General features: G+C 57.7%; 22 protein-coding genes and 1 other RNA gene. 9 read left to right on the top strand and 14 right to left on the bottom strand.

All coding sequences use genetic code 11. The features are described from left to right. Window positions 1-10: 10 nt before the first annotated feature. The 11 genes from C5750_RS02015 to C5750_RS26730 form a co-directional block, all read right to left on the bottom strand. Complete coding sequence (locus C5750_RS02015) at window positions 11-1,672, bottom strand: peptidoglycan D,D-transpeptidase FtsI family protein (protein ID WP_245421003.1); 1,662 nt, start codon at window positions 1,670-1,672, stop codon at window positions 11-13. A gap of 64 nt (window positions 1,673-1,736) precedes the next feature. Further along, window positions 1,737-2,177, bottom strand: coding sequence for a cell division protein FtsL (gene ftsL / locus C5750_RS02010; RefSeq protein ID WP_105732189.1), 441 nt, complete (start codon window positions 2,175-2,177; stop codon window positions 1,737-1,739). A 3-nt stretch (window positions 2,178-2,180) separates the two neighbouring features. After that, window positions 2,181-3,188 (bottom strand): 16S rRNA (cytosine(1402)-N(4))-methyltransferase RsmH, encoded by a 1,008-nt coding sequence (rsmH, locus tag C5750_RS02005; protein ID WP_105732188.1) that lies wholly within the window; start codon window positions 3,186-3,188, stop codon window positions 2,181-2,183. After that, window positions 3,188-3,652, bottom strand: a complete 465-nt coding sequence (gene mraZ / locus C5750_RS02000) for a division/cell wall cluster transcriptional repressor MraZ (RefSeq protein ID WP_105732187.1) — start codon at window positions 3,650-3,652, stop codon at window positions 3,188-3,190. The genes rsmH and mraZ overlap by 1 nt, the downstream gene beginning before the upstream one ends. Window positions 3,653-4,353: 701 nt before the next feature. After that, the gene (locus C5750_RS01995) at window positions 4,354-5,598 is read right to left on the bottom strand and encodes an MFS transporter (RefSeq protein ID WP_280952383.1); all 1,245 of its coding nucleotides are present in this window, start codon (window positions 5,596-5,598) and stop codon (window positions 4,354-4,356) included. A gap of 50 nt (window positions 5,599-5,648) precedes the next feature. Beyond that, on the bottom strand, window positions 5,649-7,049 hold the full coding sequence (locus tag C5750_RS01990; RefSeq protein WP_158531232.1) for a B12-binding domain-containing radical SAM protein: 1,401 nt from the start codon (window positions 7,047-7,049) through the stop codon (window positions 5,649-5,651). A gap of 375 nt (window positions 7,050-7,424) precedes the next feature. Next, window positions 7,425-7,856, bottom strand: an RNA gene (rnpB, locus tag C5750_RS01985) — RNase P RNA component class A. 92 nt (window positions 7,857-7,948) lie between these two features. Continuing rightward, window positions 7,949-8,671, bottom strand: a complete 723-nt coding sequence (locus C5750_RS01980; protein WP_105732184.1) for a lytic transglycosylase domain-containing protein — start codon at window positions 8,669-8,671, stop codon at window positions 7,949-7,951. A gap of 213 nt (window positions 8,672-8,884) precedes the next feature. Next, window positions 8,885-9,649, bottom strand: coding sequence for an N-acetylmuramoyl-L-alanine amidase (locus C5750_RS01975; RefSeq protein WP_105732183.1), 765 nt, complete (start codon window positions 9,647-9,649; stop codon window positions 8,885-8,887). After that, a complete protein-coding gene (locus tag C5750_RS01970) occupies window positions 9,636-10,355 on the bottom strand; it encodes a J domain-containing protein (RefSeq protein WP_105732182.1) in 720 nt (239 codons plus the stop codon). Before C5750_RS01970 ends, C5750_RS01975 begins: the two co-directional genes overlap by 14 nt. A 132-nt stretch (window positions 10,356-10,487) precedes the next feature. Continuing rightward, window positions 10,488-10,868, bottom strand: coding sequence for a hypothetical protein (locus C5750_RS26730; RefSeq protein WP_199537956.1), 381 nt, complete (start codon window positions 10,866-10,868; stop codon window positions 10,488-10,490). Between the two features lie 211 nt (window positions 10,869-11,079). On the opposite strand from C5750_RS26730, the gene C5750_RS01960 reads away from it, so the two are divergent. From C5750_RS01960 to C5750_RS01935, 6 genes are all read left to right on the top strand, one after another. Then, window positions 11,080-11,586, top strand: coding sequence for a GNAT family N-acetyltransferase (locus tag C5750_RS01960; RefSeq protein ID WP_105732181.1), 507 nt, complete (start codon window positions 11,080-11,082; stop codon window positions 11,584-11,586). Window positions 11,587-11,694: 108 nt separating this feature from the next. Next, complete coding sequence (locus C5750_RS01955) at window positions 11,695-12,138, top strand: MarR family winged helix-turn-helix transcriptional regulator (RefSeq protein ID WP_245420954.1); 444 nt, start codon at window positions 11,695-11,697, stop codon at window positions 12,136-12,138. A gap of 89 nt (window positions 12,139-12,227) precedes the next feature. Beyond that, a complete protein-coding gene (locus tag C5750_RS01950; RefSeq protein ID WP_245421002.1) occupies window positions 12,228-13,811 on the top strand; it encodes an MFS transporter in 1,584 nt (527 codons plus the stop codon). A 4-nt stretch (window positions 13,812-13,815) separates the two neighbouring features. Beyond that, window positions 13,816-14,853 (top strand): HlyD family secretion protein, encoded by a 1,038-nt coding sequence (locus tag C5750_RS01945; protein WP_105732178.1) that lies wholly within the window; start codon window positions 13,816-13,818, stop codon window positions 14,851-14,853. Between the two features lie 147 nt (window positions 14,854-15,000). Further along, entirely contained in the window at window positions 15,001-16,254 is a 1,254-nt protein-coding gene (locus tag C5750_RS01940; RefSeq protein ID WP_105732177.1) for a BtaA family protein, read from the top strand. A 5-nt stretch (window positions 16,255-16,259) separates the two neighbouring features. Beyond that, window positions 16,260-16,916 carry a class I SAM-dependent methyltransferase gene (locus C5750_RS01935; RefSeq protein ID WP_105732176.1) on the top strand — a complete coding sequence of 219 codons (657 nt, stop codon included), beginning with the start codon at window positions 16,260-16,262 and terminating at the stop codon, window positions 16,914-16,916. Window positions 16,917-16,929: 13 nt separating this feature from the next. On the opposite strand, the gene C5750_RS01930 is transcribed toward C5750_RS01935, so the two are convergent. Beyond that, window positions 16,930-17,952, bottom strand: coding sequence for a Tle-like phospholipase domain-containing protein (locus tag C5750_RS01930; RefSeq protein ID WP_105732175.1), 1,023 nt, complete (start codon window positions 17,950-17,952; stop codon window positions 16,930-16,932). 246 nt (window positions 17,953-18,198) lie between these two features. Here C5750_RS01930 and C5750_RS01925 point away from each other — a divergent pair, with 246 nt between their 5' ends. Both C5750_RS01925 and C5750_RS01920 read left to right on the top strand, forming a co-directional pair. Beyond that, entirely contained in the window at window positions 18,199-19,026 is an 828-nt protein-coding gene (locus C5750_RS01925) for a glycoside hydrolase family 25 protein (RefSeq protein ID WP_105732174.1), read from the top strand. Window positions 19,027-19,263: 237 nt separating this feature from the next. After that, complete coding sequence (locus C5750_RS01920; RefSeq protein WP_425350418.1) at window positions 19,264-20,358, top strand: lytic murein transglycosylase; 1,095 nt, start codon at window positions 19,264-19,266, stop codon at window positions 20,356-20,358. A 44-nt stretch (window positions 20,359-20,402) separates the two neighbouring features. Here the strand turns inward: C5750_RS01920 and C5750_RS01915 are convergent, their stop codons facing one another. Next, entirely contained in the window at window positions 20,403-21,845 is a 1,443-nt protein-coding gene (locus C5750_RS01915; protein ID WP_105732172.1) for a sulfatase family protein, read from the bottom strand. Window positions 21,846-21,959: 114 nt separating this feature from the next. Continuing rightward, a complete protein-coding gene (locus tag C5750_RS01910; protein ID WP_105733063.1) occupies window positions 21,960-23,186 on the bottom strand; it encodes an alanine racemase in 1,227 nt (408 codons plus the stop codon). Window positions 23,187-23,327: 141 nt separating this feature from the next. Here C5750_RS01910 and C5750_RS01905 point away from each other — a divergent pair, with 141 nt between their 5' ends. Further along, window positions 23,328-24,266: a DMT family transporter gene (locus C5750_RS01905; protein WP_162800189.1), complete on the top strand. Its 939-nt coding sequence runs from the start codon at window positions 23,328-23,330 to the stop codon at window positions 24,264-24,266. Window positions 24,267-24,523: the final 257 nt, after the last annotated feature.

Genomic DNA, 24,523 nt, shown 5'->3' with positions numbered 1-24,523 from the left:
CGAATCTGCTTTACTCATCACTGTCGTAGGAAACCTGCAATGGCGCGACTTGTTGGCCGAAATCGGGCTTTACCCCGAGAAACGATGCGGATCTGCGGATAATTTCCGCCACCATGGGCGCTGCATTGTAGGCCGCGATACCGCTGCTCTGCCCCTCGGCAGGCTTTGGTTCATCGATAATCGTCAGCACGACATATTCCGGCTTTTCGATCGGGAAGGCCGCCACGAAGGCGTTGAACCGCAGGTCCTTGGCATAGCGGCCATTGACAACCTTGTCCGCCGTTCCGGTCTTGCCGCCGACGCGGTAGCCCTTGACGTTGGCGTTGCGGCCCGAACCGGTATCGCCGTTGAGCTTGTAGAGATAGCGCATGTCATCGCTGGTCTTCGGCTTGATGACCTGCTCGGCAACGGCTTTGGCCTCTTCCAGCGTGCGCGGCAGGAAGGTCGGTTCGATCAGCTTGCCGCCATTGACCAGCGCCGCGGCGCCAACAGCCGTCTGCAGCGGTGTCGTCGCCATGCCGTGACCGAAGGAGATCGTGATCGAATTCACCTTCTTCCACACTTTCGGCGAATAGGGCTTGGCGACCTCCGGCAGTTCCGTCTTCATCGGATCGAGCAGGCCGAGACGGGTCAGGAACGCCCGGTGATTTTCGATGCCCACCGCATCGGCTTCCCGTGCCGAGCCGATGTTGGAGGAGAAGACGAAGACTTCCGGCAGTGTCAGCACACGCGCCTTGCCGTGGAAATCGTGGATGGTCTGACGGCCGATGGTGATCGGGCGCGTCGCGTCATAGGTGGTGTTCAGCGTCGCCCCGTGATCGAGCGACATGGCCGTGGTAAAGCTCTTGATCGTCGAGCCCATCTCGTAGAGGCCAGCCGACATGCGGTTGAGATGGTCCTTGTCCAGCGCATTGAACGGGTTGTTCGGATCGAAATCCGGCGCCGAGGCCATGGCCATCACTTCGCCAGTGTTGACGTTGAGAACAACGGCACCGGCCGCGATGGCGCGGTATTTCTGCATCGCATTGACCACGACGTCGCGCACCACATGCTGGACGCGCAGGTCGATCGACAGGCGCACCGGCGCCAGCGAACGCCCGTCGGCAAGGCCGACATCGCGCAGGTCCGACAGGCCCTGCGAGTCGATATATTTCTCCATACCGGCAATGCCCTGATTGTCGATATTGACGAGACCAAGGATATGCGACGCCGTTGGGCCGCCGGGATAGAAGCGTGATTTCTCCGTGCGGAAGCCGATGCCCGGAATGCCCAGCGCCATGATCTGGCTCTTCTGCTGCGGTGTCAGGCCGCGCTTGAGCCAGGCAAAGCCTGCGCCGCTCTTCAGACGGCTATAGGTCTGTTCGAAGTTGAGATCCGGCAGGACGGTCGACAGCAGCTCATAGGCCTCATCGGGATCGATGATCTTGCGCGGCTCGGCATAAAGCGATGCGGTCTTGATATCGGTTGCCAGCACTTCGCCATTGCGGTCGAGAATATCCGGCCGCGAGGCAAGAACGGTACCGGTCGGGCCGTTATAGCCGGTGGTATCTTCCTGCATGCCGTAGAAAATCAGGCGTCCGCTGATGACGCTGTAAATGCCGACAAAGCAGATGATGGCCATCATCACGCGGTTGCGTGCGCGATTGCCTGTCTTCTTCTTGCGCGCATCCATTTCGAATGCCGGTGCCGTCCCGTTTTCCAGCTGCGCTGTCTTCCGCTTGATCCAGATGCCCATCTTAATGCGCAGCCCCCTTCGGTTTCGCGCCGGGGACGGCCGCAACGGTGGCCCTGCGCACGCTGCCGGTCTTCATCGTATCGGTCTTTTTCACGGCTGGTCCCGCATCGGCCTCGGTGATGAGGTTGGCGACATCGTCGATCTTTTCGGCGGCGGGCTTGGCTTTCGGAATCTCGTTGATATTGGCGATCTGCTGCGCCTCAACCGGCTGCAGGTTGAGCTGGCCCTGGAAGGAGGAAACCAGCTTTTGCAGACGGTTGGGCTGTGTCAGCAGGCTCCAGTCGGCCTTGAGCAGGTCAATCGTATCCTTCTCGTCGGCGATCATGCGCTGGATCTTGTGCACTTCCGTCATCTGCTTTTCAGCATCGTGCTTGATTTTATAGGTGATGCCGGCCGCTGCGATCATCAGCCCGATCAATATGATGTCGAAGGTGCGCAGCATGGATCAGCTCCTCGCCGTTTCATGAAAATGCGGAAGATTGGGCAGGCCGTAGATCGCATGATCCTCGGCCAGCGGCGGGTTTTCGGTGCGGATGGCAGCACGCAGCTTGGCCGAACGGGCGCGTGGATTGCTTTCTGTCTCCGCTTCGGTCGGCGCAACCACGCCTTTGCCGATGGGGGTGAAGCTTGCCAGGCGCACCTGCACCTGCGGCAGATGACGCGAACCGCCGCTCGAACCGGCGCGGTCGTTGAAAAAGCGCTTGACGATGCGGTCCTCGAGCGAATGGAAGGTCACCACAACCAGGCGGCCGCCCGGCTTGAGTGCCCGCTCGGCCGCATGCAGCGCGCGGACAAGTTCGCCGAGTTCGTCATTGACGAAAATGCGCAGCGCCTGGAACACCCGCGTCGCCGGATGGATCGGAATCTTCGGATTGCGTCCGACCAGCGCCTCGATGGCATTGGCGAGGTCGCGCGTGCGGTGAAATGGCTCGCTGGCGCGGCGCTTTTCGATCATGCGCGCGATGCGGCCGGCATGACGCTCTTCGCCGAGGAAATTGAAAATGCGGGCGAGATCGCCCGTCTTGAGGCGGTTGACCACGTCGGCGGCGCTTGGCCCTGAACTTGACATGCGCATGTCGAGCGGACCGTCCTTCTGGAAGGAAAAGCCGCGCTCGGCCTCATCGATCTGCATGGAGGACACGCCGATGTCGAGCACAATGCCGTCGGGCGCGCCCTGCAATGCAACCTGATCCAGTGTCGAGAAAGTGCCCTGCACCAGCGTGAGGCGGCCCGCATGGGCCTTTTCCAGCGCCCGCCCGGCTTCGATGGCCGAGGGATCGCGGTCAATCGCGGTAACCGATGCACCGGTATCAAGGATACGGCGGGTATAGCCGCCCGCGCCGAATGTGCCGTCAATGATGTGCTGGCCGGGACCAGGCTTCAGCGCGGCAATGACTTCATCGAGCAGGACGGGTATGTGGCGCGTTTCATCCTGACCGCCCGCACCTGCCATCACCTGTTTCCTGTCTGATTGTCCAGATTTTCCAGCCGCCGCCGCTCCATCAGGCGTTGGCGTACCTTTGCCCGATGCGCTTCGAACTGCTCCGGCTGCCACATCTGAAAATGCGTGTTCGCCCCCGCAAAGGTCACATCGTCCGTGATTCCCGTATGCTCGCGCAGGAAATCCGTCACCGTGATGCGGCCATCCGCGTCCAGCTTGAGAAAGCCGCCATCCGCATGCAGGTAGAAAGACATATCGTCTGCCATTTCGGCGAAGGGATCCTCGCTCTCCAGCCGCTTGTCGAAGCGCGTCAGCAGATCCGGTCCGCCCGCATCGAGGGCAGGAAGATGCAGGGAGCGCAGCGCGTACAGTTCCGTGTGGCCGGCCTGCTGGATGATCGAACGGAAATGCGCCGGCACGGAAACCCGTCCCTTCGCATCGATCTTGTTCGTCACATGTCCGAGGAACCGGTTCAAAACGCAACACCGCCGTTTCCGCCACGAAGGCCTGTTTCATTTCTACCCCTGCTCCACCCCTGGGAGCCCCATCAATAGCCGCGGAAGCATTGGCCGAACGGGCCGAATGCAAGCCCTGGCATGCCAAATCCAATGTCGGGAAACACCGTGTCGACTGAACGCTACTGATGAAACCAATCGATATCATGGGGCACTATGGGCGTCAATGGGATTAGAGAACACATGGTGGGAGCGCGCCTGCAATCAAGCACACTTCCGGCGATTCTGAATTTATGGCTCATTAAGCTTAATGAACGGTTAGGAAATGTGGTTCGGTGAATTCACCATGCGGGAGGTGGGTTGGCCGCAAGATGGAGCGCAGCTGATCGCCCCTTGGTCAGCAACTGTGTTTAAGTTTGGATTGTGATTTGCCAACCTAGCCCTTTTTGATCATCGCGTTCAGCGTGAAGATGAGGCTGCGCACGACGGCGAAGATAGCCGGTTTGAAACGCTGTCCCCTTGCTCAGACCTTGGTATGGAAAGCGGCCGACGACTTTAACAAACACAGCTAATGCAACCTGTACCAACAGAAATTACAGGACGAATGTCGTGAATCTCGTGGATATTTGAGAGCGCGGAGAGACGTGACGTACCCCTCCCCGAAAGCGTTGGGGACCCGCAGCGCAGGTAGTTTTGGCGGCCGCATCTTTACGACAACGAGTTTACCTCTTGTCTATCTGACTTCCCTGCAAACCTCTAAGCCCGATAACCACCAATAGACCTAGAAGCATCAAGGCAGCAGCGACAAAAAAAGGAAGACCAGGCATGTTGAGTCCGATTTCAGGATTAACACCGATTGCAAAGAGTTTAGCAAAAAGTCCAGGCCCTAGAAGGCCGGCTAAAGCGAGGACGCTAGAGTTCGCTCCCTGTAGTCGCCCCTGCTCCGCTGCATCGACTTCCTTCGTCATTAGCGCATAAATTGATGGCTGGGCCAGACTCCAGAACTCCATGATAGGAATTGCGGCAAGAAATATAACTCCGGCGCTCGCGACCCCGTAGATCCACAACCCAATTGTACCGGCCAAAAACCCCACTATCGCGAGTGTTTTCTCGGACACTCTATTCGACAAGGGGCGCATGACGCCGCTCTGGATTGCGATATAAACCGCCCCAACATATGCGAGGGCCATCCCAATCTGTGTCACTTGCCACTGGTAGCGATAGGTCATGTAAAGAACGGCACAAGCGGGCAGTACTTGCTGGGCCATCTGCATGATAAAACTTAGAAAACCCAGACGCGACAACTGGTTGCTGCGTCGGAACAACCGCAACGAAACCAAGGGATTGGCTACTTGCAATGAAAAAGGTACGCGCAAACCGGCCGCCAACGATTCCGGTAGAATGATTAAGCCGTAAATGAAATTTGCCAATCCCAACAATGCAGCCACAAGAAAAGGAAGCCGAATATCATATTGCCCCAAAAATCCGCCGATAGCAGGTCCGACAACAAAGCCAAGTCCGAAAGCCGTACTTAGCACAGCAAACGAGCCCGCTCGTTTGTCACCGGGGGTGACATCGGAAATGTAGGCATAAGCAGTGGAGACCGTAGCAGAACATATCCCCGATAATGCTCGGCCGATGAAGAGCACCCATAAGGCAGGTGCAAACGCCATTAAGAAATGATCCATTGCAAGGGTAAGATTGGATAATAAAATAATGGGCCGCCGACCAAAATGATCTGACAATCCTCCGACGACAGGAGAGGCGATAAAGTGTGAAAAAGCCCAGACGGAAATAAAAACGCCAAGCAGATCGGCAGCGCGCGAGAAATCGTTTCCCAGAAAACCCAATACTAATTGGGGCAAGACAGGAACGACCACCCCCATCGAAACCACATCCAACAAAACCGTTATGAAAATGAATATCAGGGCAGGCCGTCGAATGGATAGGACCGCTAAAGTGCCCACAAAAATCACCGTGCGTTAAAGAGATAATTGCTGCTTCGGGGAAACCACGTTTACTGCGCTCTCTTATTCAAAGCATTAAACAAATCCCTCTCGATTTCCTTCTTGAGATTAGAGAGCGATTGCTTGTCGTTCTCCCGCAACGCACGAAAATCACCAGATCTGCTTTTCACGATATCGTTGAAGTCGTTCCACAAGGCTTCAACAATGGGGTGTTTGAATTTCCAGAAATACTCCCCCTCGATCATATCTCCGAGAAGCCCTTGATTTTTCAACCCGACAGCAATCGGTGTTCCGGGTAGAACCTGGAGTCTCGACAGGAAATCCTCCTCGGCATATGTCGAGAAATTTGCAGCAAAGAACTCTATATTCTTCTTGATTTCTGATGGAGTCGTTGTGGGTGAGAATATTATCATTCCTGGTATCGCTTCAATTCCGAGGCGGGACAGAAGTGTCAACGTACTCTCGTATATCTCCATTTTTTGATCTTTTCTGTAATCAAGAAGCATCGAGTTTTCCGCAGCTTCAAAGCCAATGTATACGCGATAAAGGCCGACGTCTCTCAGTGTTGCGAACAGTTCCTCACTCACCGAGTCAGCACGACAATCGAACATGAACTTAACATCTAGCCTTTGTGCTTTTAGCAATCTGGCGAACTCGACCGCTCGTTTGCGCGCAAACTTGTTTGGGAGAAAGTGCTCGTCGGAGAAAGTGAACAGCCGATCCCCATTGTCATAGTGGAACTGAATCTCATCTGTGATGCTTCGAGCAGATCTGTAGTTCCATGGTCTCTCGATTGAGTTTTGAGAATAGACATGGGGGACACAAAAGGCACAACGATAAGGACAACCGCGCGAACTCGAAATCCCAACGGCCTTATATCCAAACTCTTGCGCGGTCCGGAGATACTTGCGGTCTGGCCACTCGAGATCATCGAGTGCAGCATAATGCACGAGTGCCGTACCCTTCGCTGTCCTCTTTTCCGCTGAGGGTCCATACCGCCATAAAATGTAACTTCTTCCGTGTATCTGTCGCCCCGCCCCTTCAAGCAGGTCAAGGATTGCCAGCTCGCCATCTCCTATACAGATCCCATCAACTGACGGGAGCCATTCAAGAACCAATTTCGCATTGATGGAGGGGTATTGCCCACCGATGATTATCTTCGCATGAGGGAGATGGGCGCGTACGCTATCGGTTATTTGTCTCACAATGCTTACATAGGGATAACGAAGCAATATGCCGACAATGCGTGGTGATCTCCCTACAATCACCGATATCGTCTGTTCGATGGACAACTCTTCGAAGTACGCATCTAAATAGTGGACGGTGAAACCGCGCGAGCGGGACGTCGACGCGATTGATGCAATACCCAACGTCTCACCAATCATGCTCTGAAATGAATAGTTCGTGAACTTGACAGGTGGGAATCCTGTTGGAGGCTTGACCAGTGTCAAGTCAACTTCTTTCGGACCGGCAAGATTAGATACAGGAAAGCAATCCATCAGCCCTCCATAGGCAAAAGTCGTTACGCTGATTTCAGTGATCTGAAGGGGTGCAATCGATCAGTACGCAAACTGATCATAGAATTGATGCTCAAATACAATTCGTAGGAATACCGATAGGCCACAATTGAAGTGTCATGGCATCACCTCGCCGAAGACACTGGCTACGTCCAACGTTTGCAACAGCGATTGGAAACTCAACGAGTCGACAGCCATGCCAGGAAACCGAACGCGTCCGACCCCGGCGCCCCTCATGGTGAGCTTCCTGAGCTTGTCGAACCACGCACCACGCAAAAGCGCAGGCATGCCGCGGCAGAAGGGGAATGAAGTGTCAGCTGGCCTGTAAGCCGGGTTCTGTATGGCCGGACTTGCGTCCGGCGCGGCAGCCATTCATCTTGGACGGATGTTGCCATCCGCCTCCTGCAACCTACCCGGACGACTGACCGGAAACTGATCGCCAGGCTTTCGCCTGACACGCCGTCCCTATTCGGTTTTGCTCCCGGTGGGGTTTACCTTGCCGTTCCTGTTACCAGCAACGCGGTGGGCTCTTACCCCACCCTTTCACCCTTACCCCGTCATTCCTTGCGCCCAACCGGCGATGATCCGGCGCAACGAAAGACGGGGCGGTTTCCTTTCTGTGGCACTTTCCCTGGGGTCGCCCCCGCCGGACGTTATCCGGCACCGTGTTTCCCTGGAGCCCGGACTTTCCTCACATGCCGCCTTTCGGCTTCTGACATGCGCGGCTGCCCGGCCAGCTGACGAAGCGTATAAAAGGGTTTCGTCGCCAAAACGCAAATGAAAAAGGCCGGATTGGTTATCCGGCCTTCATCTTTGTGCAGGTTGCCAACTGTTTAGTTGGAAGCCATTTCCATTTTCACCTTGGCGCAGTAGTTGGCCGAGACCGGATTCATGCGCGTTGCGCCATGGCCGGCATTGTAGCGCAGGATGGTGCCGCAGGTCGTGCCGTTGCCGAGCTTGTGTGCGCCGGCAAGATATTTCATGCCCCAGCGGATATTGGTTTCGGGATTGTAGAGCGCCTGGCGGCTACCGGTATAGCCAAGGCCGCGCGCTGTTTCGAGTTTGATCTGCATCAGGCCGATTTCACCGGCGCTTCCGGTCATGTCGGCACGGTAGTTGCTTTCCACCCGGACCACCGCATTGGCGAGGGAAGCCGGGACGCCGTAGGACGCGGCGTAGGAATTGATGATCGTCGTGTATTTCATCGAACCGGCGGCGGAGGGGATGCTGCCCGTTGTCATCGTGTCGACATTGGCGAGATTGCGGTGGCGGACCTTGGTCTTGAGCCGTACCCTGGTTTCAACAACCGGCCGCTTGGAGGATGCCAGGCTCTTGCCGTGTGTCCGGGCCTTCACCACGGCCTTTTTGCCCTTGCTTTTGGCCTGGACGGTCTTGGCGGATTTCCCGCCTTCTTTTTCCTTTTCCGCTGCGGCCCGTTTGGCCTTGAGGTAGTCCATCAGGTTTGTCGGCTCTGCCGGACTGCTGTATGCTGAATTTGCGCCAAAGAAGGCCGTCGCCCCAACCAGGGCGAGAATCATACCAAATTTTTTTGTCATCGTTTTCCGTCTAAATCGCTTGGGCAATACGAGCGCACTGCCGGACCCCGTTCCGCGCCAAAAATCTAAAAGGGCGTTACCGGAACAATGTCCAAGGATGTGACGGTCCAATGCAGCCGAATATGGGTCGGCCAAATAGCAAAGTGTAACACATTGAAATATATAGGTTGCAGTGCACAAATAAACGCCGGGAAAGCGTTTTTTTACAGAGAGTTAAGCATGAAGCGCGGGAAGTGCAGAAAGCACCTTATGCAGGGTTTCAATGGTTGACATGTCGGCGACTCCGTCGACTTTTTCTGGGCGAAAATGGCGCTGGAACGCTAAAATGCCTAATTCTGTCGACCTTCCGAACACACTGTCGATAGGCACATCATAGCCGTAGAGCGCCAGCATGCTCTGCAAAGCCTCGACCGGCTGACCCCGGTCGCCGAGGGAAAAGAACCGCCCGCCCCGGATGGGCGATGGCGCCACCCAGTGGCCCACACCGGAATTGTAGAGAACCGGCCACGGGAATTTTTCGCCCGGATCGATCTTGCGCGCAGGCGCAATGTCGGAATGGGCGAGCACGTTCTCCGGACGCATCTTGTGGCGCGACACGATCCCCTTGCACAGATCGATCACCGCATCGATCTGCGTATCGCTGAAATCGGGAAAATTGAGCAGCGGTCCGCCATTGACGATCTCGATGCCGATGGAGCAGGAATTGATGTCCGTCTCGCCCTTCCAGTGGCTTTGCCCGGCATGCCAGGCACGCTGGCTTTCGGGAACGAGCTGAACAATGCGCCCATCCTCATGCACGACATAGTGGGCGGAGACTTCACTCTGCGGGTTGGTCAGCCAACCCTCGGCCGCCTCTCCCGTTTCCATGCCGGTATAATGCAGGACGAGATAGGACGGATGCTTGCCGTCCTTGCGTGGGCCAAAATTCGGTGAGGGATGCACTTCCGCGCGTAAATGGTCCGGTTTAAACGCGTTCATATGCCTTCAAATCTTTTTCAACTTTTTCCCAGGCCGCATTGATAGCGGCAATGCGCTGATTGGCAATGGCGACAAATTCCTCGGGCACGCCGCGTGCGATCAGCATGTCCGGATGATTTTCACGCACAAGCGCCCTGTAGCGCTTGCGGGCGTCTTCGAAACTGACATCCCGCGCCAGACCGAGAACCACGAACGGGTCCGCCTGCCCCCGGCCGACATGCCGCGCCAGAATGCTGTCGAACTGTTCTTCGTCGAGCGCGAAAATCTCGGCGACGGTGCCCAGAAAGATCAGTTCCTTGTCATGCAGCGAGCCGTCGGCCTTGGCAATGTGGAACAGGCCGTCGAGGATATCCTCCAGCATCTTGCAGTTCGGCTTGCCCGTGCCGCACAGGGAAGCCAGCTGCGCCGCATAGGTCTCGTAACCCGCCACATCCTGCTTGGCGAGATTGTAGAGCCGGGTCACCTGATCCTGATAGCGGGGCGGAACGTGAAAAATCTCGTGAAATGCCTTGACCTCGACTTCGGTGACAACACCGTCGGCCTTGGCCATCTTGGCGGAAAGGGCAATCATGGCGATGGAGAATGCAACGCGCCGCCGGGTCTCGGGGTCTCCCTCGAAGGCTGTACGCACGGCCTCGATGATGCTGGAGAAAGCATCGATGGCAGTCGTGGTAATGAAGTCGCTGATACGGCGCCAGATTGACATGGTATTGTTTTATTCAAATTCTTTCGCAATTGCGAGAGCGATCTGGCATGCCGGCGGCAGACCGGTTGACGCACCCGTCAAAAATAAAATGGCCAGCACGAAGCTGGCCATTTTCATCAGGGATAGCGGCTCTTACTGAACGCCGAGCGCATCCTTGATAACTTTTTCCGCCGCATCGGCAGAGGCCTTGATCTGGTCGGCCGTCTGGCCGGCAGCCTTGGCCGCATCTTCCGCAGCCTTGCGCGCGGTCGCAATGGCGGCCTGCTTCTGTTCTGCCGTCATGGTTGCGGCCTGCTCTTTCAGCTTCTGCAACGTGTCCGCCGCATTCATCGGCGCTGCCGGAGCGGCGGGCGCCTGCGTCGTGGACGGTGTTGCGGGAGCAGCGGGCTTGGCCGGGGTGGCAGCAGGCTGCTCGGTCGCTGCCGGAGCCTTCTTTTCCTCTTCCTTCTTGCCGCATGCGGTCAGTGCAAGAAGCGAAACCATGCCGAGTGAAATAAGTAGTTTGCTGTTCATGGGTATACCCTCTCCGTTTCAACCAAATACGTCCCTCACGTTGTTATCTTACCTGAATTGAGGCAAAGTTGGGTCTTGTTTTAAAGTTCGGTTAACTTTTCATCGAATAACCGCATAAACGCAGGCAAACCGGCCATTTTCCGGCGGTTGTGCCAAGCCGGTTCTTTTGCAAGACTGGCCCCTCCGATCCCACGCCAGCAGAGTGCCCCGCATGTCCCCTTCCCCCTTGATTCGCGTCCTGACAGCGCAAGATGCCGCCGCCTTTCAGTCCCTGCGCCTGCATGGCCTTCAAAACACACCGGAAAGTTTCGGCTCCAGTTACGAGGATGAGGCCGGCCGCACGCCAACCGAGATTGAACGGATGCTTGACGCCAGACCCAATGCCGTGTTCGGCGCCTTTGCCGGGAGCGAACTGGTCGGCATGGCGGGTTTCGCGACGACGGCCAAGGCCAAACAGAAGCACAAGGGCCTGCTGTGGGGCGTTTTCGTTCATGCGGACTGGCGCGGCCACGATCTTGGCCGGAAGCTCACCCTGGCGGTCATCGATCATGCCCGCGCGCATGTCGACACGCTGCACGCAACGGTCATGGCAGCCAACCTGCCCGCCCGCACCCTCTATCTCGGATTGGGCTTCACGGTGTTTGGTTTTGAAAGGGATGCCCTGCGCATCAACGGCCAATCCTACGATGATGAATTGCTGCGGCTCGATTTGCGTTGAGGCGGCCGGCAAAAATCGTCATGCCATCTTGAAAATCGGGCGGATTGCGGTTATATCGCCAGATAATGATTAGCGTGCTACTTATTGTCTGGCTATGATATGAACCCGATGACGCCCCGCGACACCTATATTGACGAGCTTTCGAAAGTCAGCCGCAAGATCCGCACATTGTTCGATGCACGGGTCAAGCAGCGCGGGCTGACCTTTGCCCGCGCCCGGACCATGATGCTGCTCGACCGCATGGAAATCCTCAGCCAGAAGGACCTGGCCGAAGAGCTGGAGATCGAAACGCCCACCATGGTGCGGCTGCTCGACGGGCTGGAAAAGCAGGGCTTTATCGAACGGCGCTCCGTGGACGGCGACCGCCGGGCCAAGCAGATCGTCATGACGCCTCTGGGCGCGGAACTGGCCAGCGAGGTCAATCAGCTGGCGCAGGAATTGCGGGCCGAATTTCTGAAAGGCGTCGACGAGAAGGCACTTGTCGCCGGGCTTGAGGTGATGCGTGCCATCAACCGCAACATTGGCGATATGGACAAGGATCCGGCCGGATGATCCCCGAGGCAGAATTTGTCGGGTATGACCCGCTGAAACTGCAGCCGGAACCACCGGAGGGTGAGGTGCTGCCGGCCCCGCCGCCGGCCATGAGCCCATACTGGTCAGGCATTTATATCGCGGCCTCGACGCTGCTCTCCCTGACGCAAGGCTTGGGGATGAACCTCATCGCCACCAATGTGGCGCAGATTCAGGGGTATCTCGGCGCGACCAACACCGAAACGACGTGGCTGATTGCCGCCTATATGGCACCCAATGTCAGCCTGTCCGTTGCCCTGGTCAAAATCCGCAGCCAGTATGGCCTGCGAAACTTTGCCGAGCTCAGCATCGCCGGATTTGTCCTCATCTCGCTCATGCATCTTTTCGTCACGGACCTGCAATCGGCCATCGTCATCCGCTTTTTCAGCGGCATCGCGGCCTCGCCCATGTCGACCCTTGCTTTTCTTTATATGCTCGAAGCATTTCCGCCCGCGCGCAAATTGACCGTCGCGGTTTGTCTCGTGCTGACCAATATATCTATGGCATCGCCGCTTGCGCGGTTTCTGTCGCCATCATTGCTCGAGTTTGGCCAATGGCGCGGCCTCTACATGTTTGAGGTTTCGCTGGCCTTCATTGCCCTTGCGATCATCTATCTCTTGCCGCTGACACCGCCACCGCGCGCCAAGGTCATCGAAAAACTTGATATTCTGAGCTATCTGCTGATCGCGATCGGCTTTGGCTGTACCGCTGTCGTTCTCGTCATGGGGCGCCTCTATTGGTGGACCGAGGTACCCTGGCTCGGCATTCTTCTCGCCATTGCCGTCATCACGGTCACCACGGCGGTAGTCATCGACCTCAACCGGACAAAGCCGCTGCTAGATATTCGCTGGATCGTCAGCAGGGAGATACTGCATCTGGCAGGGACCATCCTGTTGTTTCGGCTGATCGTTTCCGAGCAGGCCACCGTTGCCACCAACTTCTTCCAGAATCTCGGTCTGCTCAACGAACAGATCGCCGCGCTCTATGTGGTGATGATGGTATCGATGGTCGTCGCGGGCCTCTGCTGCGCCGCGGTGATGAAGCCGGAACGCGCGCCAGCCATCCATGTGGTCGCCCTGATCTTCCTGATCGTCGGTTCCTATATGGACAGCCAGGCAACGAACCTGACCCGCCCGGAGAACATGTATGTCAGCCAGGCACTGATCGCCGCGGCAACTGTGATCTTCCTGCCGCCCGCCATGTCGGCCGGCCTGACATCCGCCCTGAAACGCGGTCCGGTCTATATCGTCAATTTCTTCGTCGTGTTTCTGGCAACACAAAGCCTCGGCGGTCTGCTCGGCACCGCCGTCTTCGGCAGTTTCATCACCATCCGCGAGAAATTCCATTCCAACGTACTGGCGGAACACATCGTCCTGTCCGACCCGCTCGTCGCCCAGCGTGTGGCGCAACTGGCCAGCGGCTATGGCCGTGTCATCACCGACAAGGCATTGCTCAACGCCGAAGGGATCGCGCTCCTGTCGCAGCAGACCACGCGCGAAGCCAATATCCTTGCCTATAACGACGCATTCTTCCTGATTGCGGCGATCTCGTTCTTTGCTCTCGTCGCCCTTCTCACCCATCTCGGCTTTCGCTATGCCGCCGGAAAATTCATGGCTCCGCGCGTGACCGGCGGATTGGCCCAACCAAGTTCATAAGATCATGTCCACATTGCTCCGCAACACCGCCACCCTCATCGCCATTCTTCTCGGCCTTCTCGGCCTTGTGCTGGTTCTCTATGCGTGGCGGCTGCCGCCGTTCAACAGCAATGTCGAGATCACCGAGAACGCCTATGTCAAAGGCTATGTGACACTCATCAGCCCGCAGCTCAGCGGATACGTGGTCGAAGTCCCGGTGCAGGACTACCAGCAGGTCAAGGAAGGGCAGCTGCTGGTGCGGATCGATGACCGGATCTATGCGCAGAAGCTCGAACAGGCGAAGGCAACGCTGGCGAGCCAGCAGGCGGCTCTCAACAACTCGACCCAGCAGGAACGGGCGGCGGAAGCGCGTATCGGTTCGAGCCAGGCACAGCTCGACAGTGCCAATTCGGGCCTGCGGCGCACGCAGGCCAACTGGGCCCGCATTGAACCGCTCACCATCAAGGGTGTCATGACCAAGAGCGATTCCGATCAGGCCGAAACCGCGCTTGAACAGGCGCAGTCGGCGGTAACCCAGGCGCAGGCGGCGCTGGAAGTTTCCAGGCAGGACCTGGAGACCATCAAGGTGAGCCGCGGCTCGCTCGAAGCTGCTGTCGCCGGCGCTGTGGCTGCCGTCAATCTCGCCGAAATCGACATGACCAACACAAAGGTCCTTGCCCCGCGCGACGGTACGGTGGGCGAAGTGGGCGCGAAACTCGGGCAGTACGTAACCGCCGGAACGCAGCTGATGGCCGTCGTGCCGCCTGATGTCTGGATCATCGCCAACTTCAAGGAAACCCAGCTCAGCGATATCAGGATCGGCCAGCACGTGACGTTCACGGTGGACGCGCTGAACCGCAAGCGCCTGAACGGCCATGTCGAGCGCTTTGCGCCGGCCGCCGGCTCGGAATTCAGCGTGCTCAAGCCCGACAATGCAACCGGTAATTTCACCAAGGTTGCTCAGCGCATTTCCGTGCGCATCTCTGTCGATCCCGGTCAGGAGCTGGCACAATATCTCGCGCCCGGCATGTCGGTCGTGGTGCGAACCGAACTGGAAAAATAAGCGCGCACCGTGTTTTTTTCTGGAGCCGCAGAGGCTTAGCCGCGTAACCTGAATCAGTCCGGCAAGGACTTGATTCAAAACCGTCACGGCTTTGTTACATCGAAATGTTAGGCGGAGAGGAATTTCCAACAAAGGGGATTCGATCCGATGCCGTTTGCGAAACAGCCCGACAGCGCCACCGCGCCGCGGCACGAAAAAGTTCAAAACGCCGTACGCCAGAACAGGCTTCTGTCAAAAGCCGGACTTTCCGAACGGCTGTTTGCCCACGTCTTCAAGGGCCTCGTCTATCCGCAGATATGGGAAGACCCCGAGGTCGACATGGAGGCGCTGCAGATCCATTCCGGCCACCGGATTGTCACCATTGCATCAGGCGGCTGCAACGCCATGTCGTACCTCACGGCCGATCCCGCCAGCGTCGAGGCGGTCGATCTCAATACGGCCCACGTGGCCTTCAACCGCCTGAAGCTCGCCGCCGTTACCCGCCTGCCCAATTACGATGCCTTCTACCGTTTCTATGGAACGGCGGACGACAAGGCGAACCTTGCCGCCTATGAACGCTTCATCCAGCCGCATCTCGATGCCACCAGCCGCGCCTATTGGGAAAAGCGGATGCTGTCCGGACGCCGCCGCATCACCATCTTTTCGCGCGACCTTTACCGGCATGGCCTGCTTGGCCTGTTCATCGGCATGGGCCACCGTGTCGCCAGGCTCTATGGCATCGATCCGCGCGACATTCTCAAGGCCGCGACAATCGAAGAGCAGCGCGCCTATTTCGATCGCGCCCTTGCTCCGCTTTTCGACAAGCGCATGGTGCGCTGGGCAACGAAGCGCAAATCCTCGCTGTTTGGCCTCGGTATCCCGCCACAGCAATATGATGCACTGGCGACAGCGGGCGACGGCAACATGGCACTGGTGCTGCGCCGCCGCCTGGAAAAACTCGCCTGCGGCTTCCCCCTCTCCGAAAACTATTTCGCCTGGCAGGCTTTTGGGCGCGGTTACAGCGACAACGCCGAAACCGGCCCGCTGCCGCCCTATCTCTCGCGCAACAATTTCGAGAACGTGCGCGACCGCGCCGAACGCATGAGCGTCGTCAATGCATCGTTGACGGAGTTTCTCGCAGCAAAACCCGCTGGTTCCGTCGACCGCTTCATCCTCCTCGATGCGCAGGACTGGATGAACGACAAGCAGTTGAATGAACTCTGGCACGAGATCACCCGCACCGCCGCGCCCGGCGCGCGTGTCATTTTCCGCACGGCGGCTGAACCCACCATCCTGCCGGGCCGTATCGACGACGCCCTGCTGGAGCGCTGGGATTACCGGGAGGAACAGTCTCTCGACCTGCATGCCCGCGACCGGTCGTCCATCTATGGCGGCTTCCATCTCTACCTGCTCAAGGATTGATACCGATGTTTGCCAAGATCGACCATGGGCCGCTGATGGATCGTGTCTACCGGCACCAGCGCCATTTCTACGATGCCACGCGCAAATATTACCTGCTCGGGCGCGATCCGATGATCGCGGGCCTCATGCCGCCGGCCAATGGCAGCATCCTGGAGATCGGTTGCGGTACCGGCCGCAATCTGGTCATGGCCGGAGCGGCATACCCGACGACGAAGCTCTACGGCATCGACATTTCCAACGAAATGCTGACGACAGCCCGCAAGAAGGTGACAGCTGCCGGTCTGGGCGAGCGCACCGAACTTGCCTATGCCGATGCGGCAAAATTCGACCCATCTGCCCTGTTCGGCCGCGCCCGGTTTGACCGGATTTTCATCTCCTACGCGGTGTCGATGATCCCGCAATGGGAAAGCGTCATGCGCGAGGCGGTCAACCATCTGGCTCCCGGCGGCCAGTTGCATATCGTCGATTTCGGCGATCTGAAGGACTTGCCTGGCGCTGCAAAAGCCGCGCTCTACAAATGGCTCGAATGGTATCACGTCACCCCGCGCAACAACCTGTTCGCGGTGGCGCAGGATATTGCCGCGGCAACGGGCGCGCACGCCGAAGCGCAAAGGCTCTACCGCGGCTTTGCCTGGATTTCGATCATCAGCCGCCCGGGCTGAGACGTTCCCGCGCCTATTTGCAGAGATCGCCCTTGGCGACAACCGAGCTTGGTGCTGCAAGGCAATAGAGCTTGGTGATATTGGCAATCGTGCGCTCGCCGAGCGGATTGGCGTCCAGTTCGTCGCCGCTTTCCGATTGCTGCAGCTCGCAATCCTTGCGCAGCAGGCACATGACCGGGATACGCGCCATCGCCGTTGCCGTCTTGAACATGCCACGCCGGCCATCCATGGCACCGGTGTTGTGCACGCGATACCACTGGTGTGTGCGGGAAATGCGGAAGAACGCGCGCGGGTTTGACAGGATGGCAAGCCGCGACATCAGGTCGTTATCGGCAAAGAGATCGACAACCTGCCCGTCATAGGGCTCGGTCAGCCGGAAATTGTTCGACACGAACGTGGAATTGAAGACAATTGCCGCCGTGCATGGAAACGCCGCAGCCATGTGCCGGGCAAGGCCGCCGCCCAGTTCATGCCCGACAGTGATGTAATCGATGGGCAGGCCGTCCGAGTTCTTCTGCGCGTCCGCCCTGATCTTGGCAAACTCCTGGCGCGCCGTGCGGTACTGATCCCATGGGTTGAGGATCTGGGTGAAATAGCTGAGCTCGCTGACAAACCCCGGAATGCTCGCCAGGCCATTGGCGCCGCGGAACACGATCATGAACGACATGCGGTCCGAACTGCGGCGCCGATAGACTTCCGCATAAAACCCGCCAGCCCTGGCGATGGGTTCGCCAAACGGCTCCCAGCCGAAATATTCGGTCTTCAGATCAAAATGATGCCGTGCAATCGGCTTGTACACATTCGACGCATAGGCGGCGTAGACGCCGAAATAATCCGCAATCAGTTCATTGTTGTAGCCGGGATAACCGCGATAATTGCGCCAGAAGCTCGGCACGGTGGGACGAACGCAGTGCTCCGCATGGCTGTTGCCGATGCCCAGCTCCGGGCGGTCGATCGTCACCCATGCAGCCACTGTCGCATTGGCAAGGCCAATGACGCAGATCACAAGTACAGCCCAGCCGATTTTCCTGATCATACGCTTCCCCGGACCGGTCACATGGCCGTGCTGCCAGAACGTTTGCCGCCTGTTATATCAAACACGAAGATGTGACCCATCATACCCCGCAACTCTCATACAGATATCACATTGAAAAATCATGACAAAGGAAAGGCATACTGCCATCAACCATAATCTCCGCCGGTCATGATCTGTTAAGCATAATGCCGCATGAGTGGAAACATAGGAAATGCCCCTCCACGATTCGAGTACGGACCGCCATTGATGAAGCGACTTGCTGCTGGATTACTGACCCTTCTTCTCGCCGGTTGCACAACGGTCGACTACGATTTTTCCGACGCAAAAAAGCGAGGGCCCTCCGCCCCTCTGCAGCAGATCGCAGCCCCCGCAGGCAAGGTCAACGCCCCCCGCTTCAACGACAGCAATCCGCATGACTGGAAAGGCAGAACGCCCTGGCACTATCCCGTGCACGGGACGGACGTCTCGAAATACCAGTCCGCCATCGACTGGTCGACCGTGCGCGGCAACCGCATCTCGTTTGTCTTCATCAAGGCCACCGAAGGCGCCGACCGGGTCGATGACCGTCTCGCCGACAACTGGCAGGGCGCACGTGCCGCTGGCATTCCGCGCGGTGCCTATCATTTCTATTATTTCTGCCGGACTGCCAAGGAACAGGCGCAATGGTTCATCCGCAACGTGCCGAACGATCCTGGTGCCCTGCCGCCCGTCCTCGATATGGAATGGAACGCCGCATCGCCGACCTGCAAGCTGCGCCCCAATGCGGCGGTGGTGCGCAGCGAAATGCGCGTGTTCATCGACATTCTCGAGCGCCATTACGGCAAACGGCCGATCATCTACACCACAGTCGACTTCTTCGACGACAACGACCTGAGGCAACTGGCCGGCTATCCGTTCTGGTTGCGCTCGGTTGCCGGTCATCCCGATGAAAAATACGGACCGCATCCCTGGACGTTCTGGCAGTACACCGGAACCGGCGCCATTCCCGGCATTCGCGGCGATGCGGATATCAACGTGTTCGCAGGCGACGAAGCGGCCTGGAAGCAGTGGCTTGTGCGCAACAAGGTGCGATAAAGTCACACTGGGTCTCTTCTCGCAATTCTGTGACTTCACGAGGGGGACATAATCGTGCATTAGCAGGACAAGCTCGCGCGCCTGCTGGCGCCCCCTGTTACCAACGAGATTTCCCTGATGAACAAACTATCGATTGCTCTTGCCGCCGCAGTTCTTTCTGCGACAAGTTCTGCTTATGCACTGGACCAGATCAACCACCAGCAACCGGCAGCTGTGAAGCCAGCCTGCGGCGGCGAGATGGAACCCTGGTTCAACGGCCTCATCGCCGAAGCAAGAGCGGCAGGCGTGACCGACAAGGGCCTTGGTGAACTGCTCAAGGCATCGCTCGATGACAAGGTTCTGCAGCGTGACCGCGCGCAGGGCGTATTCAGCCAGACATTCCTGACATTCTCGACCCGCATGGTGTCGGATTACCGCCTCAAGCAGGGCGCAGCCAATCTGAAGAAATATGCCGACACCTTTGCCAGGGCAGAATCCGAATACGGGGTGCCGGGTCCGGTGATTGCCGCATTCTGGGGACTGGAAACCGATTTCGGCGCCGTCCAGGGCGATTTCGACACGCTGAACGCGCTGCTTACCCTCTCCTTCGATTGCCGCCGTCCGGAGCTGTTCCGGCCGCAGCTGATCGCCCTGCTCAAGCTGTTCGACAAGGGCGTCGTCGATTCCAAGACCACCGGCGCATGGGCTGGTGAAATCGGCCAGATGCAGATGCTGCCGACCGATTATCTGGAGCGCGGCGTCGATGGCGACGGTGACGGCAAGGTCGACCTCAAGAACAGTGCGCCGGACGCCATCATGACGGCTGCGCGCGTCCTGCGCGATCTCGGCTGGCGCAAGGGCGAGCCCTGGCTGGAGGAAGTCAAGCTGACGCGGGACCTGCCTTGGGAAAATGCCCTGCGGACGAACCGCCTCCCCCATTCCAAATGGTCCGAATGGGGCGTGATGGGCATGAAGGGGCCGCTGGGTCCCGACAATGGCGATGCATCCCTCCTGCTGCCGATGGGCCGCAAGGGACCGGCATTCCTGTCCTACGCCAATTTCGACGTTTTCGTCGAATGGAACAAATCCATCATCTACGCGACAACGGCTGCCTATTTCGCGGCACGTCTTGCCGGTGCGGGTCCGCTTGAGCCGACCACGCCCGAAACGGGCCTCACGCAGGAACAGATGAAGGAACTGCAGACCAAGCTCGCCGCGCGCGGCCACGACATGGGTCCGAAAATCGACGGCGTGTTCGGCATCTTGACCCGCGATGCGGTGCGCGACGAGCAAATCCGCCTGGGCCTTCCGGCAGATTCCTGGCCAACCCCGGAACTACTCAGTAAGCTTTAAAACGCGTTTTTAAGCCAGATGCAGCACCCGTCGACCAAGACCTGTCAATCCTGGTCGACGTCTCTATCTCTTGTCGGAGCTCTTGCACCGATATGGTCTGCAAACTGATCACCTGAGAACCCAAATGTGTAACTGGCATCGGTTTCGGATAACATGCTTGCGTTCCAGGCTCTCCATTCGCTAAGAATTTTCTTATATGTATCGCTGTTGCGAGTTTTCAAATTTGTCCTCTCCAAAGGATCGTGGACGACATTGAAGAGAAAAGTGTTATCAAGAATTTTCAAATACTTATCATCGCCGATACGCGCCGCTCGCTGCTTGTTTCCCTTGTAGCGCCAAAACAGCTTGCGTTCCTTTACCGGGGTCGCGCCTGTCAGAACCGGTAGCAGCGATATGCCGTCCGGCGGAAAAGCTGGATCTGGCGTTGTTCCGGCAGCCTCCAGCAAGGTGGGCAACCAATCCATACTGATCGCCACCTGATTGGTTGCTCTACCCGCTGCAATTTTCCCCGTCCAGCGAATGAGAGCAGGAATCCGCAGGCCGCCTTCCAGCAGCTCAGATTTTTTGCCGGAGAAAGGCCATGTATTGGAAAAACGCTCGCCGCCATTATCACTGGTAAAGATAACTATCGTATCGTCTGCAACACCATTATCCTTCAGCGCCTCTAGAACGCGACCGATCTGGTAATCCAAACGTTCGACAATCCGCCGGTATATTTCTTGCGAACCAGCATCGAATGTCGCCAAACTAAGCGACTGCCTTGCAATACGCTCCGACTCCTTTTTCCCTTCCTCACCTGGTACTTCCCACGGCCAATGCGGTGCGCTGAAATGCAGGCTGATTAAAAATGGCTTGTTGGCTTTGACATTGCTGCTGATCGTTTCTACTGCTCTGTCGCCGAGCAGGTCGGTAAGGTAGCCAACCTTCTCGATAGCAACATCATCGTCCCAAAAATCATTCTTCTTGTTGGAATCATGGGAATAGTAATCAACGGCGCCTCCGCGAAACCCGTAAAAATGCTCGTAACCGCTTTGAAGCGGCCCAAATTTCGGCAAGCTTCCCATATGCCATTTACCGATCAACGTCGTTTGATATCCAGCCTTCTTTAACAAGGAAGGCAAGGTTGGATGCTCCGGCGGAAGTCCTACATCCGCGCCCGCCAATGGCTCTTCCAACCCAAGTGGCAAGCGATATTGGTAACGCCCCGTGATAAGCGCCGTTCGCGTCGCGGAACAGACAGCGGAATTTGAGTAAGCCTGAAGAAACCGGGTTCCATTTTGGCCAAGTGAATCAATATGGGGGGTCTTGATCGTAGGATGCCCGTAACTGGATAAATCCGCATAGCCGAGATCATCGGCGAGAATAAACAGAATATTGGGCTTCCTGGCTGAATTTGCGGGTGAACTTTGGCTACCTGCCGTCGCCAAAACAGTACTGATTGCGGCGCCCTGCAACAACGTTCGTCTTGTAACAACCTTGCGATACATTCTTTAAATACCCCTTGAAAATACAGGGGTAAATATGAGCATCCAACCTAAAACGGTCGAGGCAATACCTCGTCTTGCAAGCTTTGATTTTGGAAAATTATACTAATAATTAGATCATCCAGATGGTGACATCGTTTCCAGCGAAGCAAAGCCCTCCGGCCGCTCGCCCTCGTCGAACGGGGTTTCCACCTCGACGAACGTATCGGGGTAGAACCCGTTGAAACGGGTGCGCAGCGACAGGGAATAGGCGCCGATATTGCCGATTTCGATCCAGTCCCCGGTTGCCACCGTCTCCGGCAGCCAGAACGGCCGTGACAGGATATCGACGGAATCGCAGGTCGCGCCGCAGACGCGGAACGGCACGATCTCCCGGACATTGCCGCTGCGATGCTTGTGCGCCGGGTCGGGTATGAACCGCGCCGGCAGGGTGATCTTGCCGGTCCAAGAGTCCGACAGCGATGCCCAGATGCCGTCATTGATATAAAGCCGCCTGCCCTTGCGCAGGAGCACGCGCACGATCAGCGAAAAGGCCCGCGCCACGATCACCCGGCCGGGTTCCGCCACCAGCGGCAGATCATCAAAACCCCATTCCTTGATGTCGCCGCGCAAACGCGACATCAATTGCCCGAGCGAGGGCATCTCCACATGCTTGCGCTTGGGATCATGGCCATATTCGGCCGGAAATCCGCCGCCGACGTCGAGCCCGGCCAGCGGCACGCCCGCACGGTTGCGCACCCAGTCGGCTGACCGCAGGGCGCGTTCATAGGTATCGGGGTCCTCGATCTGGCTGCCGACGTGGAAGCAGATGCCGACCTTGTAGCCGATCTTGTGTAGCCGCTGCAGAAGCTCGACCGCATGGGCCGGTGTTGCGCCGAATTTCTTCGACAGCTCATAGGCCGCATGGCCCTTGGTCTGCAGCCGCACGTAAAGGGTGATGCTGCCCGGATCGATATCGAGCGCGCGTACGATGCGTGTTATCTTGGCGATCTCGTCCTCATGGTCGACGGCCAGAATGCGGATGCCGTAGGTTTCAAGCGCAAGCCGGATATCCGACTGGGCCTTGATGGGGTGCATGTAGAGCATATGCGCGTTCGGGGCGACCTTGCGCACCGCAGCGAACTCGCCCGGCGATGCCACGTCGAACGTGTTGATGCCGTTGCGCGCCAGTGTTTCCAGGACGAGATTTTCGCCGTTGGTCTTGACCGCATAGGCGGTTTCGCCGGGGAACATCTGCATGAACTGGTGCGCGTCCTCGACCAGCACATCCGGCCGAAAACAATAAACGGGTTGATCGGGCCGCAGGGTAAGTGCTGCATCGCGGGCCGAGGCGAATCGTTGCATCTTGATCGTCTGCTCCATGCATAACTCTTAGCAAGAGCAGATGACGGACGAAAGTCGCTTTCTCCATGCAGGAAACGGGTGGCAATTTACCGGCGTTCACCTAGAAATATCCGGCACAGCGCCAGATTCGGGGGATTTCCAGTGGCCGTAAACCAGACAACACAGCCCAACCCGCTCGCCATGACCGGTTTTGTCTGGCTGCAACTGCTGCTGCTGGGCGCCATATGGGGCGGTTCGTTCTTCTTCGCCAAAATCGCCGTGCACGTCATTCCGCCACTGACGCTGGTGCTGTTTCGCGTCGCCATCGCCGCCCTCGCCCTGCACATCTATCTCCTCGCCCGCGGCATCCGGTTCTGGGACTATCGCCAGCACGCCCTCGGTTTTTCCGGACTGGGGCTCCTGAACAACGTCATTCCCTTCTCGCTGCTGTTCATCGGCCAGACCGCGCTCGGTGCCGGGCTGGAATCCATCCTCAACGCCACGACGCCGATCTGGACAGTGATCATCGCCACATTCCTCACCGTCGATGAAAAGATCAGCGCCAACAAGATCGCCGGCATCCTGCTCGGTGTCTTCGGCACGGTGGTGATGATCGGGCCCGGCGTCCTCTCCGGCCTAGGCGGGCCGCTGTGGGCGGAAATCGCCGTGCTCGCCGCCACACTCTCCTATGCCTTCGCCAGCATTCTCGCCAAGCGTTTCAAGGGCATTCCGCCAACGGTGACCGCGACCGGCCAGATGACCGCTTCGACGCTGATCATGATCCCCGTCGTCCTGCTTTCCGGCGGCATGCCGGATTTTGCCGCGCCCGATCAGGGCGTCTGGGCCGCCGTGTTCAGCCTCGGGCTGCTCTCCACTGCCTTCGCCTACATCCTGTTCTTTTCCATCGTCCGGGCCGGCGGCGCCACCAATGCCTCGCTGGTCACGCTGGTGGTTCCCGTCAGCGCGATCCTGCTTGGAACAGTTTTTCTCGGGGAGGAACTGGGCTTGAAGGATTTTGCCGGCATGGCGCTCATCGCCCTTGGCCTTCTGACCATCGACGGCAGGCTACTCGCAGCGTTGCAAAAACCGCAAAAAAGATAGAGTTTTCAACAAATCCTAACGGGTACGGCTCGGTATTTCCGGGCTGGATTGCGGCGCAATTGTGTCACAAACCGGTGAAAAAACACCTGCATTGCATCTTGGTGCAATGCAAAAATAAACCAAATTCCCGGTCATTTTATCGTGAATTGACGATTTTTCATTCCAGTAAATGCGTTTCATTTCAGAAACTTACCGTTGAAGAGCAAAAAATTTCTACAGATCATGTCACATCGCGGTAACATTTCCGCTTTTTCTGT

This window comes from Phyllobacterium myrsinacearum (assembly GCF_002980555.1).
GTDB classification, from domain to species: domain Bacteria; phylum Pseudomonadota; class Alphaproteobacteria; order Rhizobiales; family Rhizobiaceae; genus Phyllobacterium; species Phyllobacterium myrsinacearum.
The sequence above is the reverse complement of the archived record's forward strand: the minus strand, read 5'-3'. Positions and strand labels throughout refer to the sequence as shown.